General features: G+C 61.4%; 13 protein-coding genes. 5 read left to right on the top strand and 8 right to left on the bottom strand.

Translation table 11 applies throughout. The features are described 5' to 3' along the window. Positions 1–81 precede the first annotated feature (81 nt). Positions 82–987: an AEC family transporter gene (locus AS26_RS11950; protein WP_062309823.1), complete on the top strand. Its 906-nt coding sequence runs from the start codon at positions 82–84 to the stop codon at positions 985–987. A gap of 54 nt (positions 988–1,041) precedes the next feature. On the opposite strand, the gene AS26_RS11955 is transcribed toward AS26_RS11950, so the two are convergent. Genes AS26_RS11955 through AS26_RS11965 form a run of 3 tightly spaced genes read right to left on the bottom strand, consistent with a single transcriptional unit; the run spans position 1,042 to position 3,834 of the window. Next, on the bottom strand, positions 1,042–2,286 hold the full coding sequence (locus AS26_RS11955) for a hypothetical protein (RefSeq protein ID WP_062309825.1): 1,245 nt from the start codon (positions 2,284–2,286) through the stop codon (positions 1,042–1,044). After that, positions 2,273–2,878, bottom strand: a complete 606-nt coding sequence (locus AS26_RS11960) for an ATP-binding cassette domain-containing protein (RefSeq protein WP_062309828.1) — start codon at positions 2,876–2,878, stop codon at positions 2,273–2,275. Before AS26_RS11960 ends, AS26_RS11955 begins: the two co-directional genes overlap by 14 nt. Further along, the gene (locus AS26_RS11965; RefSeq protein ID WP_062309830.1) at positions 2,875–3,834 is read right to left on the bottom strand and encodes a hypothetical protein; all 960 of its coding nucleotides are present in this window, start codon (positions 3,832–3,834) and stop codon (positions 2,875–2,877) included. The genes AS26_RS11960 and AS26_RS11965 overlap by 4 nt, the downstream gene beginning before the upstream one ends. 752 nt (positions 3,835–4,586) lie before the next feature. On the opposite strand from AS26_RS11965, the gene AS26_RS11970 reads away from it, so the two are divergent. Together AS26_RS11970 and AS26_RS14295 are read left to right on the top strand one after the other, a co-directional pair. Then, a complete protein-coding gene (locus tag AS26_RS11970; protein WP_062309832.1) occupies positions 4,587–5,270 on the top strand; it encodes a winged helix-turn-helix domain-containing protein in 684 nt (227 codons plus the stop codon). Beyond that, on the top strand, positions 5,242–5,493 hold the full coding sequence (locus AS26_RS14295; RefSeq protein WP_157068497.1) for a hypothetical protein: 252 nt from the start codon (positions 5,242–5,244) through the stop codon (positions 5,491–5,493). Before AS26_RS11970 ends, AS26_RS14295 begins: the two co-directional genes overlap by 29 nt. Positions 5,494–5,547: 54 nt before the next feature. Here the strand turns inward: AS26_RS14295 and AS26_RS11975 are convergent, their stop codons facing one another. Then, on the bottom strand, positions 5,548–6,294 hold the full coding sequence (locus tag AS26_RS11975) for a DUF6904 family protein (protein ID WP_062309834.1): 747 nt from the start codon (positions 6,292–6,294) through the stop codon (positions 5,548–5,550). A gap of 356 nt (positions 6,295–6,650) precedes the next feature. Here AS26_RS11975 and AS26_RS11980 point away from each other — a divergent pair, with 356 nt between their 5' ends. Continuing rightward, entirely contained in the window at positions 6,651–7,148 is a 498-nt protein-coding gene (locus tag AS26_RS11980) for a hypothetical protein (RefSeq protein ID WP_062309836.1), read from the top strand. A 43-nt stretch (positions 7,149–7,191) separates the two neighbouring features. After that, complete coding sequence (locus AS26_RS11985; protein WP_062309838.1) at positions 7,192–8,151, top strand: alpha/beta hydrolase; 960 nt, start codon at positions 7,192–7,194, stop codon at positions 8,149–8,151. A gap of 400 nt (positions 8,152–8,551) precedes the next feature. Here AS26_RS11985 and rlmD read toward each other — a convergent pair whose 3' ends face one another. From rlmD to gatC, 4 genes are all read right to left on the bottom strand, one after another. Then, the gene (gene rlmD / locus AS26_RS11990; RefSeq protein WP_062309840.1) at positions 8,552–9,901 is read right to left on the bottom strand and encodes a 23S rRNA (uracil(1939)-C(5))-methyltransferase RlmD; all 1,350 of its coding nucleotides are present in this window, start codon (positions 9,899–9,901) and stop codon (positions 8,552–8,554) included. A 15-nt stretch (positions 9,902–9,916) separates the two neighbouring features. Then, entirely contained in the window at positions 9,917–11,350 is a 1,434-nt protein-coding gene (gene gatB, locus AS26_RS11995; RefSeq protein WP_062309842.1) for an Asp-tRNA(Asn)/Glu-tRNA(Gln) amidotransferase subunit GatB, read from the bottom strand. Further along, the gene (gatA, locus tag AS26_RS12000; RefSeq protein WP_062309844.1) at positions 11,347–12,801 is read right to left on the bottom strand and encodes an Asp-tRNA(Asn)/Glu-tRNA(Gln) amidotransferase subunit GatA; all 1,455 of its coding nucleotides are present in this window, start codon (positions 12,799–12,801) and stop codon (positions 11,347–11,349) included. The genes gatB and gatA overlap by 4 nt, the downstream gene beginning before the upstream one ends. Further along, positions 12,798–13,112 (bottom strand): Asp-tRNA(Asn)/Glu-tRNA(Gln) amidotransferase subunit GatC (gene gatC / locus AS26_RS12005; RefSeq protein WP_373278195.1); only part of this gene is annotated, 315 nt, incomplete at its 5' end. The genes gatC and gatA, both read right to left, overlap by 4 nt.

Here is a 13,112-nt window from a genome sequence, read left to right on the forward strand (position 1 = left end):
CAGGAGAATTCCGGTGTCGAAGAGAAAGAGTGACGTGGCCGAAGTTTCGTGGTCGAGATCGCCGAGATATGGGGTTGTCACATGAACTTTCTCCACCTGCTCTGGACCATCACAGTGCCCATCCTCCTCATCTGCGTCGCTGGCGCGCTCGTGGCGCGGTATCAGCAGGTCGAGACGAGATCGCTCTCCACCGTCGCGCTGTACCTGTTGGCTCCCGCGCTCATCCTGTCCGCGCTGCCCTCGGCCAACCTGCGCGGCGATCACGTCGTGCAAATCGTTGGGTTCACCGCCTTAATGACCGCGATTTGTTGGCTGATGGCATGGATGGCGGGTCGGCTGTTTCGCCTGGATCGCGCCACATCCCGGGCGCTTGTGCTGACGACCATCTTCAGCAACTCCAACAACTACGGGCTGCCCGTGCTGCTCTTGGCCTTCGGGATCCAGGGGTTCGCGCTCGGGACCATCTACGTCATCCTGCAAATTCTCCTCGTGAACACGCTCGGCGTGTCCATTGCTGCGAGCGGGCGCGGAGGCGGAAGCGGTCTGAAGGCGCTGTATCAATCGCCGCTGCTCTATGCTAGCGTGCTGGGCGTGGTGCTGTCGCTTGTTCACCATCCGCTTCCTGGAGGCTTGGCCACGGCGGCCAAACTGCTCGGCGACGCCTACGCGGCCGTCGTCTTGCTGATTCTCGGCGTGCAGCTCGGGCGAACGCGCTGGTCTGCCGCCGCGCGCAAAAGCGTGTGGATCGGCGTGATCCTGCGCGTCGTGATGGTGCCCGTGGCGGCGAAGCTGTTGCTGATGGCGCTCGGCATCCGGGGCCTACTCGCGGCCGTCTTGTTCGTGGAGGCGAGCATGCCGGCTGCGGTCAACACCGTCGCGCTCGCGAGCCGCTACGAGGTGGCGGAAGAGTGGACGTCGATGGTGGTTGCCGTGACGACGGCCCTCAGCTTTGTGTATCTGCCCTTCTTGATTGCCGTGAGCCGCTGAGGGCCCGATGGACGGTATGCGTCGACCGAATGAGCAGCATGCGTCCTCCTCTGCTCATTCCATCTCCTTGGAGAATCGGAGCAGATGTGAGAGTTGGATGACGGCCGTTTTCCGCGCAGCTCGCGCCAGGGCCATGGACACGAGGCCTACGAAACCAGCGCCGACACACGCAAGCGCGACGCAGACATACGCAGGAAGACGAAAGAGAAGCGCACCAGCGACAAGCGTGTACACGGCCGTGACGCCAGCGCAGACCAGGAACGTCCTTTGGAACCTCAGGTGATAAATGCGAGCCACTTCTCGAAAAGAGAAGCCGAAGTGGCGAAGGATGCCGAGATCGGTTCGAGAGCGCCGTAAATCACCGCGAAAGGCCAGCCATGCGCTGAGGCATGTGGCCATGAGCATCACCGCGATGAATCCGACGGCCAGACGAGCCCCATTGCGCCAGGTGGAGGAAAGTTGTTGAAACACCCCCAGTGCGTACGCGACGTTATCATGGTGTGCCGTGAGGATGCTGGCCACCTGGTCGACATCCGCCAAGTGAGGGACGTACACCGCAACGCACGCAATGGGCTCAATCCCCAGGTCTCGGCCTCGAGCAAGTGCGCGGATCAAGTCCGGAAAGGGCTGACCGAACGCACGCGCCAAGATGGTGCGGTAGGTGTCATAGGAGACAAAGAGCGGGCGACCGTTGAGGCTCTCTGCATCCCACGCGGAAGCAAGCGTCACGAGCGGAGCTTGCCGAGAAAGCCGCTCAACGCGTGAAAAGGCCATGGGAGTGCGACGATCACTTTCATATCCGCCTCGCGTTTGGCGAACGGCTGGAACGTACAGCATCAAGCGCGACGCCTTGGACGATGGCGTATAGGCGGTATCATTTCGCATCTGCGCGAGGCCGAGGAGCGCGGTGGCATCTCGATCCACCGACTCCACCCAATCTGTGTAGCCTTCCGAATCGGTGATGCCGAAATTGATCTGATAGACGTTCCATGCCCGGGCGCCCGCGTTGGGAAATGATTGATCGAGCGTTTGTTGAATGCGCTCGCGATCTTGCCAATCGACGTGACGCGGCAGTTCCTGCCCTTCCAAGGACACGGAGTTCACCAGGATCACGTGAAGAGCCGGGTTCATGGCAAATTGGCGCTTCGCATCCTGGGCGACGCGACACCCGAATAAGCCCAGCGTCGATAGCGCCAAGGCGGCAACGAACAGGGTGGCGACGGCGATGCGAAACTGAATCGGCGCTTTGGCTCGCATCATTCGGGCGGCGCTGCGCAAATGCTCGTCATTTCTCCCCATCGAGCAGACCTCCCCGCAATTGCCACCTCACAAGCCTGAATTGCTCCGGTACCGGTGCATGACTGCAGATAATCATGGTTTTGCCCGCACCTTCCCGCGCTAACGTGGCCCACACATGCTCCGAAGCCATCGCATCGAGGTTCGACGTCGGTTCGTCCAACAAAAGCACATCGCAAGGCGCCAACAACGCGAGGGCGAGTTGAATGCGCCGCCTCTCGCCCCCCGACAACATGCTGATTCGCGAGCGCGCGTAGGAGGCCATTCCGAGATCGGCCAACAGCCGTTGCGCGCGCTCGTACCATCCCTCGTCCAGGTGCCGAGCAGCTGCTTTCAGCTGCATATGCTGCCAAACTGTCAAGTTGGAAAAGAGAAGAAAGTCCTGAGGAGCGTACTCAAGTCGCAATGGCTTCTGCATCTGGATCGCCCCGGAGGTCGGATCGTCGTAGCCAGCCAGGATCTGCAGGAGCGTCGTCTTTCCTGAGCCGCTTACCCCCGTGATGACGTGCACGAGCCCCGTCTGGAAGGTGACCGAGATGCCGCTCAAGACTTCGCGTCCGCCGTATCGTTTGCGAAGCTCCTGAAGGATGATCATTCGCGCATCGCTCCGCCTGTGGCGCTTGCACCCCAAACCACGGTCTCGACATGCCCGCTGCAATCCAATTGAATGCCGTTTTCCACCCAACGAAACCCCTCGACGTTGACGGCTCCGCCCAAGCGCCGACCGTCCGCGACATTGTACACGTCGGCGCGCGTGGTCAACGTGTTCTCGTCTTCGTCAAATTGAATCAGGACCCCATTTTCTGTTATCCAATTGACGGCGCTCACGGGCCATGTGTGTCCGCCGAACATCAGGCGATGCCCGCGCACCGCGAGCAGTTCACCTTTGCACGAGAGCACCGGTCCCTCACCCCATCGCGTGGAAACCAGAGTCGGCCGAGCATTGAGACGCGTCCCGTCCACGCGATACAGCCATCTGCTTTGATCGGGGCGGATGACGGTGTAGTACAGGTCTGTTCCCACTAGAGCGCCCTGCTCAATAGCGCCGTCCACGTGTTGGAACGGAAGGAGCGCTTTCGAACCGAGATCCCATTGCACGACGTGGCGCCAGACTTCGGTGCCGTCGTCGCGATAATGCACCAAGAGAAAGAACATCATTCGGCCGTTCGTGGCAAGCGGAAATACGGCGTCGTGAGCCTGATCGGGAAGCGAATACAGGGTCTCGACCTTGCCGTCCACCAGACGCACGATGGAAAAGTGGTTCGTCAGGCTGTTGCCGATGGTGTAGACGTCGGAGGGCGTCGCGAAATTGTAAACGAACTCGTTGGGCACATTGGTCCAACTGACGGCAACCTTGCGATTCATGTCATATAGGACGAACCGCTGATTGACCGGGTCCTCGATCACGTACTCGTGATCGTTCAACGGCCTGGGAATGACGACGGCGTTCTGGAAGGCGTGCTGCGAACCGCAGGCTGTCATGGCGAACACGGTGGTCAGAACACCGAGCGAGACAAACATGCGGGTCTCCCAACTTCGAATGCAGTTCATGGATCACACTCCGGCGCTGATGGTGTAGATCTTCGGATCACCGGCAAGTTTCACGCTGGCGGTGTTGACCGTCACAATCGAACCTTGTCGGTAATCGACCGCTGGGCCGATAACCAGATTGCCTCGATAATCTGATTCCTTAGCGCCATTGTTGTTCGTCCAATACTTTGGCGCAGTTCTCACAGCTTGCCACGAAGAGGAATATGATGCACTTGCGGAATCACCAGAGAGACCCATCGAAATGGATGCGCCATTTCTCAAGTCTGCCTGACTATACCATTGCGTCCGAATCCACTCCACACTGCGGGGCCCGGCGTAGACCGCAGACACCTGCCAGTCCCAAGTCAGCGCATTGCCCGTTTGAGACACATATGACGAGCGCCAGACGTTTGCAGTAAGGGTCCCCTCGCCTCCCGGAAGGGCGAGGGCCTGAGACGCACTGATGTGTGGAAAATATACCCCCAATGGGCCCACGGTGCCATTGTCATCAGCAGCCACAGTTGGGCTCCCGGGAACAAGCCCTAAACCTGCCATGATGAGTCAAACCTGCCATCTGCCTGAGTTTCACCTTTTAGACCTCCCAAGTCTGCAGAGAATGAAGTCTGATAGATTCTTACGATAGTCTACGTGATCGACGGCAGGAAGTTCGCTAGCATTTTGCTAGCAATAGCATTTCCGGACATGGGATATTGAACAAGAATGTGTAGACTTGAGAAGAAGCACCTTGCGTGGATGGTCGGGAGCGTGAACCCATGCGCATCATCGTGTGCACGGACGAATGGTGTCTAGCGCATATGCTTGGTCTCATCCTGGAGGGATGTGATCTTCGGACGTGCAGGACAGCCGAACGAGCCGCAGCACTCGGCGCTGCCCATTCAGAAGATATCTTTATCGACGGAGCGCTCGCCTTGACCGATGACTTCTGGCGAATGCTCGAGTCGGCTCCGCGACACCAACTGCACTACGTGTTGGTCGGTTCAGAGCTGACAGCGCGGGATTGGGAGCGCGGTCGGGAACTCGGCGTCTCAGGTTTTTTGATGAATCCGCTCTGCGCGATTCGCACGTTCATCGGCGGCGATGCGCACACGTTTCTCCGGCGATTCCGCGTGCCGGACGGCTTGCCCTCGATTCCCTTTGCATCCGTCAACCTCGGGCTTGGCGTCCATTACAAGCAGAGCGAACGCTGCCTGCTGATCGACCATCGCCTCGTTCCACTCTCCGAAATGGAGGCAAAGTTACTGGACTTCCTGATCCACCGCGAGGGTGAGATCGTGAGCCGGGACGAGATCGCCCAGGCCCTCTGGCGGGGGCACATCAACCCGAAAGGCATTGCCAAGCTCGTATCCCGCCTCCGCAAGAAACTGGGGCCCGCTGCGGCATGCATCCAAGGGCTGCGCCCAGGAGGGTATGTCTACCATCGAACATCGGGACAGTAGAGTCGCCCGGTTTCCAGGTAGTTCCCGGACGATCCCACCGTTTTCGCCCGCGCCGCATCCGGTGGACAACCGCGGGCAGAGGAAGCACCGCGTTTGGACGGGGCTCGCCGTCTCATTTTCCGTATCCGATCTCCGCGAGCTGCAGGCACCGTTTCTGGCTGCGTACGCCGCAAGATGCGACCATCGCGCGGACGAGATCGGCGTCGGCCACGTGAAGTTCTGAGACTTGCGCCGCGCCTTGCGCGAAAGCCGCCCCAATCCCAAACCGCCGACGCGCTCACCACTCGAGGTTGTCCCAGTCGATCTCGTCGACAAAGCTCACCTGCCCCGGTTCACACCCGTGCTCGTCCGCAAATTCTCGAATCGAACGAACCACCTCCTGGTATTCCGGCCCCTTCGACGTCATGCGTTCGACAAGCGTTGGCAGAATCACGCCACGCCGCTCGGGGCGTTTCCGCACAAACTCCTCGTCGAGGTAGTCCAGGTATTGACTGAAGTACTGATGCGTCCAAGGGAACTGGGTGTTCATCGCCTTGCGCAGGCGCTTATAGCCTCTTTTGCTGGTGATTTCCTCCGCGCAGCGAAGCACAAGCGCCTGAAAGTACCGCCCATACACAATGTTGAGGTCCATTTGATCAGCTGGTTGTCGAGATGCAATGGATTCGCCGTGAGGTCCTTGATAGATGAACAGGAAGTCGTTCAGCGCGGCCGCGACAAACATGGCTTCGGGATAGAGGATCTTAAAGGCAAAGCGTATGTTTTCTCGAGGCCCGAGCCGGCCCCGGGATCGGATGATTTCGGGCAGCAACCCGTTGTCGTACGTTTGTACCTCATGATGCCCCTGCAACGCATGGCGGAGATCATAGCACACCGCGAGGATACGAAGCCGAGCCTCCTCCAGATAAGGCCACTTGTCTTCATCTCCTGCGAGTTTCGAAAGGGCGTCATACAACACATGGAAATCTTCGACATCTCCGCTGATCTCAATGCCCAGGCGGTTTGGCGTGTTGACTGCTCGCAGCACATCGATACCTCCGAAGAGCTGAATCGGGCTGGTCTCTGAGAGAAACGTCGCGTTCGAGCGCGACCGTTCCGTGGTATGATGGCAAGAGAGACAGATTGGCGTGATCGGAGACCTTCGTGGTGATAGAGTCATCGTAGCGTATCCAGCCGTATTTTGCAGAGTGATGCGCAGGTCCCCGAAGGAGGAACCTTGCCTCCTACCTCCCGAATATTCCGCTAGATGAAGAGATGAATTTTACAAAAATATAAGATCGAACCTCTTGATCCTCTTTTTGAATCGGGTTATCATCGCTCTATCGATTTCACCCCATGCTCGTCGTCGCCAAATCCCTCGTCCTCATGAAGGAGTGAATGCGCATGGAAGAACAGTCGCAGGCCATTCTGACGGCTCTCGAGGGGCTGCAGGTTCTTGTTACCGACTTTCAACGGGACGTTGCCGCGCGGCTCGATCGCGTCGAAGAGCGGCTCGATCGCGTCGAAGAGCGGCTCGATCGCGTCGAAGAGCGGCTTGACCGCGTCGAAACCCGCCTCTCCGCGGTGGAGCATCAGTTGGTGTCGCACGCCGAGATCTTGCGTCGGCACACCGAGACGCTGAACGAACACACGAACCTGCTCCGCGAGCATGGACGCTTGTTGGACGAACAATCCCTCACGCTGACGCGCCACGAACACCATCTCACCCAGCTCATCTCCATGGTGGCCGCCACCAACACGATGTACGCCGGACTTCGTTCGGACATCGTCGACGTCCGAGGCACACAAGCGCAGCATCATCGGATGTTGGAGACCTTGGCGGTGCGCGCATTGGAACACGACTCCGAACTTCTCCGCCTTCGCCGAGCCCGTCCCGTCTGAGTGAGGCACCGCGGCAGCGGAGCAGAGCGAGGAGGAACGTCTCTTGCTCGAGGAGGACGTGATCGTCGGTTTCGAAACGGAACATCCCTTGCCGGGTAGCCTGTCGCTTCCGGACGGAGAAGCGCGCAATTTGCCCGCCGCGCTTTTGGTCCACGGCTCCGGGCCGAATGACCGGGACGAACGCATCAGCAACAACGCGCCGTTTCGCGATCTCGCCGAGGGTTTCGCGGCGCGCGGCATCGCCGTGCTTCGTTACGACAAGCGAACCTATGTCTACCGCCACCAAATGCGACGGCTCCCCTACGTGACCGTCTGGGAAGAGGCCATCGAGGATGCCCTGCGTGCGGCGGCGCTCCTGCGCCAACACCCTCGCATCGCACCGAACCGAGTCTTTCTCATCGGTCACAGCTTGGGCGGTATGCTGGCGCCGCGGATCGACGCGGAGGGCGGGGATTTTGCAGGGCTCGTCATCATGGCGGAATCGCCCCGGAAGCTTGAGGAGATCCTCATCGATCAAAATCTTGCGTTTCTACGTCGCCTGCGCAATCGCTTCGTGAAGCGCATCGCCGAGCGCCAGATTGCGAAGTTGACGGCCGAATGTTCTCGCCTCCACGAACTCAGCGACGAAGAGGCCAAGGCGACGAAACTGTTGGGACACCGCATCTCGGCCTACTACTTGAAGGAGATGGGAAACAACCCGAGCGAGCGCTACCTGCGCGATTGGACGAAGCCCGTCCTCATCCTGCAGGGCGACAAGGACTTTCACGTGTCGGTGGACAGCGATTTCAACGGGTATCGCCGGCTGCTTGGCCAAAGGCCAAACGCCACATTCAAGCTCTACCCGAACCTCAATCACCTTTTCATGCCGTCAGTCCACGGCGATATCCGAAAAGCGAAAGAAGAGTATCGCGTGCCACAGCACGTCCATCCGCAGGTGTTCGAAGACATCGCCGATTGGATTCACTCGATTTGCGCAGAAGCGGACACCGGCCGTCGGCCATAAGGATCCGTCGCGCCGCACGGCGAAGTCCTGTCACCCTAAAATAATCTCCTGCAATTTCCGCCCCGCGAACCCGCATTCTTACGTTCACATTTATTCCCATTCAAAATAAAGTCCTGCACAAATCCCCGCTTTGCCGGGCCTTTTGGCTCGGCTTTTTTTGTCAAGACATTATTTTTGACTGAACAATGTCCTGCAATTTCCCCTCATCCCTTCCCCCCTCATCCCTATTCCCTTCACCCCTCTCACTCCCTGATATCCCGGGCTTTTCTCCTACCCTTCTCCCTGTCCTCCCCCTCGTTCCCTTCACCCTTTTCCCTTCCATTCCCCGCCATTTGCAAAAGTTTATTTCACCATCTGCAAGACTTTATTTGTGATTGCAAGAGTTTATTTGGGGGCTACACTACCCCCGCCTCAGAGCCACCACGCACTCCACGTGCGACGTCTGCGGGAACATGTCAAACGGCTGCATCTCCGCGACGTAGAATCCGCGCGCCGTGAGCAGCCGAAGATCGCGCTCCAAGGTGGCCGGATTGCAGGACACATACACCAGCCGCTCGACGTTCGCCTCAGCCGCAGCCTCGATGACGGCCCGATCCACGCCTTTGCGCGGCGGATCCAACACCAGCACGTCCGCTCGGTTTCCCGCATTCACAAAACGCGGCAGCCAGCGCTCGACGCGATCGACGGCAAATTCGGCGTATCCCACCCTGTTCAGCTTGGCGTTGGCGCGCGCATCCTGGATGGCGTCTTCCACTTCGTCGACGCCCACCGCCCTCGCCGCGCGGTTCGCCATGAGCAGCGTCATGGCGCCAATTCCGCAGTACGCGTCGATCACGACGTCCGTCTCCCGAACCTCGGCGGCGCGGACGACATACGCGTACATGCGCTCCGCCATGTCGGACTGTACCTGAAAAAAGGCCCGCGGGGACAGGCGGAGCCGGAGGCAGCCGACGCGCTCCTCCAAGTGGGTCGCGCCCTTGCACGCCTCGACGGCCGCGCCCCACACGGGCCCGTGGGCGCGCGGCTGAACCGTCACGGCCACCTGCGCAACCTGCGGGGCGTGGAAGCGGCCGACGGATCGCTTCAGCGACGGATCGTCCGCTGTCAGCGCGAACACCACCGCCATGTCGCCGGTCGCGCGCGACTGCCGCACGATGACGTGGTGAACGAGCTGCGCCGTCGGCCCAAGCGACGTGAGAAACCAGCGGGCGCGGCGGAGGACGTCGTCCATCGCCTCGGAAACGAGGAGGCATGTCTCCGTGACGGCCATCTCGTGGGAGCCGAGCGCGAAAAAGCCCATCTCCGCGCGCTGCGTTGCCTCATTCCAGCGCACGGGCATCTGGACCTGGTTCCGGTAGCGGTAAGGCGTGCGCGCGGTCTCGATAGGCCGCACGAGCGAGGCGTCAAGCCCAAGACGCTCCGCCATCCGCCGGATCCTGGCCTCCTTCCACGCCACCTGCGCCGCGTAGGCCATGTGCTGCACCTGGCAGCCGCCGCAACGCGCGAACACCGGACACTGCGGCCCGACGCGATCCGGCGCGTCGTTCGCCCGCGCCAACACGCGTGCGCGCGCGAACCGCTTCTCCACCCGCTCAACGCGCACGCGCGCCCGCTCGCCGGGCAGCAAAAACGGGATGAACACCGTCATCCCGCGGATCTGAGCGACCCCATCGCCGTCGTCGTTCTGGCGCAGAGCCTCGACCTCGTATTCCTCGCCCACCGCGACCGGCGGCGATTGGGAGTTCGCCATCGTCGCATCCCTCCATCAGAGGCTGTTGATTTTCTCGATCAGCATCTCGTTCACCAGGGTCGGATTGGCCTTGCCGCGCGTCGCCTTCATCACCTGACCCACGAGCGCCGCCAGCGCGCGCTCTTTCCCGCCCTTGTAGTCCGCCACCGACTTCGGATTGTTGGCCACGACCTCGTCGATGATGGGCTGAAGCTGGGCCGGATCGCTGATTTGCTCAAAGCCCTTCTCCTTGATGATCTCGGCCGCGCTCTTGCCGGTCTCCCACATCAGCTTGAACACTTCGCGCGCCTGCTTTGACGAGATCTTACCGCTCGCGATCTCACCGATGAGCCCCGCGAGGTGCTCGGGCCGAATGGGGCACTCCGCGAACGACTTGCCTTCGGCGTTCAGCGCGCCGGAGACGTCGCTCATCACCCAGTTCGAAGCCTGTTTCGCGTCGGCTCCAGCGGCCACGACAGCCTCGTAGTACGCGGCCATCTTCGGATCCGAGGTGAGCACGCCGGCGTCGTACGGAGGCAGGCCGAGCTCGTCGACGTAGCGGCGCCGCTTGGCCGACGGCAGCTCGGGCAGCGAGGCTCGGATTCGCTCGAGCCACGCGTCGTCGATGTCGAGATCGACCAAATCGGGCTCGGGGAAGTAGCGGTAGTCGTGCGCCTCCTCCTTCGTGCGCATCGACACCGTCGTCTGGGTCGCCTCGTCAAAGCGGCGCGTCTCCTGGACGACGGGCTCGCCGCTCTCGTATCGCTCGCGCTGCCGCTCGACCTCGTACTCCAGCGCGCGCTGCACAAAGCGGAACGAGTTCATGTTTTTCAACTCGACCTTGTTGCCGAACTCGCTCGCCCCGACGGGCCGCAAGGAGATATTGGCGTCGCAGCGAAGCGAACCTTCCTCCATCTTGCAGTCGGACACGTCGCAGTACTCCATGATGCTCTTGAGCGCCTCGAGGTACAACCGCGCCTCTTCCGGCGAGCGGATGTCCGGCTCCGACACAATCTCGATGAGCGGCACGCCGGTGCGGTTGTAGTCGACGAGCGTGTGCGATCCGTCCGGCGCGTGCATCGACTTGCCCGCATCCTCCTCCAAGTGCAGGCGCGTGATGCCAATGCGCTTCGTCTCGCCGTTCACCTCAATCTCGATGTACCCGTGTTCCCCGATGGGCTTGTCGTACTGCGAGATCTGGTACCCCTTCGGAAGGTCGGGGTAAAAGTAGTTTTTCCGATCGAACTTCGACTTCTGGTTGATCTTGCAATTCAGCGCGAGCGCGGCCTTGACCGCGAACTCCAGCGCCCGCTCGTTCAATACCGGCAGGGTGCCGGGATGGCCGAGGCAGATGGGGCACACGTTCGTGTTGGGCTCCGACTTGCTGTCGTTGCGGCAGCCGCAGAAGATCTTGGTGTCCGTCTTCAGCTCAACGTGCACCTCGAGGCCGATGATCGTCTCGTAGTTCATTCCGCCACCCCCAGCACCGGTTTCGGCCACGCGAAATCGCGCACCTGCTCGTACGCGTGCGCCACGCGGAGGAGCGTCGCCTCGTCGAACGGCCTGCCGATGAGCTGCAGTCCCACGGGCAGTCCATCCACAAATCCGCACGGCACACTCGCGCCCGGCAGTCCCGCGAGGTTGGCCGGGATGGTGTAGATGTCGTTCAGATACATCTGCAGCGGGTTGTCCAGCTTCTCACCGAGCTTAAACGCCGTGGTCGGCGCCGTCGGCATGGCGATCACGTCGCACGCCTCAAACGCGCGCTCGTAATCCTGGCGGATGAGCGTCCGCATCTGCTGCGCGCGCTTGTAGTACGCGTCGTAATAGCCGGACGACAGGGCGTAGGTGCCGATGATGATCCGGCGCTTGACCTCCATGCCAAAGCCCTCGCTTCGCGACCGCTCGTACATCTCAAGGAGGCTCGACGCTTCCGCGCGCCGCCCGTACCGCACGCCGTCGTAGCGCGCGAGGTTCGACGACGCCTCCGCCGGCGCGATGAGATAGTAGGTCGCCACCGCGTACTCCATGTGCGGCAGCTCAATCTCCACCACTTCCGCGCCCTCCGCCTCGAGCTGTTGAATGGCGCGATTGACCGCCGCCTTCACGCCCGGCTCAAGCCCCTCTTCCGGCAGGTGGCGCACGATGCCCACGCGCACGCCCTTCACGCCCCTGTCGATCCCGTCCGCGAAGTTCGGGACCGGCTCGCGGCTCGAGGTGGAATCGAGCGGATCATGCCCACAGATGGCGTTCAGCACGAGCGCCGCGTCCTCCGCCGTCCGCGTGAAGGGGCCAATCTGGTCCAGGGACGACGCGAAGGCGATGAGCCCGTAGCGGGAAACGCGCCCGTACGTGGGCTTGAGGCCGAAGCAACCCGTGAACGCCGCCGGCTGGCGAATGGAGCCACCCGTGTCAGATCCGAGCGCAAACGGCACCAATCCGGCCGCCACCGCCGCCGCCGAACCGCCGCTCGATCCGCCCGGCACGCGGTCCTCGCCGTACGGGTTGGCGGTCTTCTGGAACGCGGACGTCTCCGTGGACGATCCCATCGCAAACTCGTCCATGTTGGTCTTCCCCACCATCACGGCCGCGGCCTGCTGGAGCTTGTCGATCACGGTCGCGTTATAGGGCGGTATGTAATTCTCGAGGATGCGCGACGCGGCCGTGGTTCGCACGCCTCGCGTGACGATGTTGTCCTTGGCGGCATACGGAACGCCGCGAAGCGGCGCGTTCTGGTACATCTTAGCACGATCGATCCGATCCGCCGCGGCGAGCGCCTGCTCTTCATCGACGAGGAGAAACGCCTTCAGGCGGCCGTCCACCTCGCGAATCGCGCGCAGCGACTGCTCCACCCAGTCGCGCGCCGTGGTCTCCCCCGCCGCGATGGATTGGAGGATTCCCTTGACCGTCGGTGTGCTCATGCACCGCCCCCTCCTTCCAGAACGGCTGGTACGCGCACCATGCCCTGATCCGCCTCTGGCGCGTTGCGCAGGGCTTCCTCTCTCGACAGGCTTTCGCGTGGGACGTCCGGGCGCACCACGTTCACCTCATGGAACGGATGACTTGTGGGCTCCACGCCGTCCAACGAGACGCTCTGCAGGGTTGCGGCGTACTCGAGAATGTCGTTTAACTGGGGAACGAGTTGCGAGAGTTCCTGAGGATGAAGCCACAGCCGCGCGAGCTTCGCGACGTGACGCACCGTCTCGTCGGTGATCTTCAATGAGCATCCTCC

This window comes from Alicyclobacillus sendaiensis NBRC 100866, assembly GCF_001552675.1.
GTDB classification, from domain to species: domain Bacteria; phylum Bacillota; class Bacilli; order Alicyclobacillales; family Alicyclobacillaceae; genus Alicyclobacillus; species Alicyclobacillus sendaiensis.